The following is a 223-nucleotide window of genomic DNA, read 5'->3' on the forward strand; positions in this document are numbered from 1 at the left end:
AATTTGCGTAGTGACATAGTCGAGATCGAATTCTCTTTAAACGTGAGAGTTTGATCCTGGCTCAGAACGAACGCTGGCGGCAGGCTTAACACATGCAAGTCGAACGGGCCCGTCGGGGTCAGTGGCAGACGGGTGAGTAACGCGTGGGAACGTGCCCTTCAGTTCGGAATAACCCAGGGAAACTTGGGCTAATACCGGATACGTGCGAGAGCAGAAAGATTTA

Annotated in this window: 1 rRNA gene; it reads left to right on the forward strand. The window is 52.0% G+C overall.

Going from position 1 to position 223, the window contains the following annotated elements:
- Nucleotides 1-38 precede the first annotated feature (38 nt).
- Nucleotides 39-223, forward strand: a 16S ribosomal RNA gene (locus E4K09_RS05950); the annotation flags it as partial.

This window comes from Microvirga pakistanensis (assembly GCF_004458765.1).
Lineage (GTDB): Bacteria > Pseudomonadota > Alphaproteobacteria > Rhizobiales > Beijerinckiaceae > Microvirga > Microvirga pakistanensis.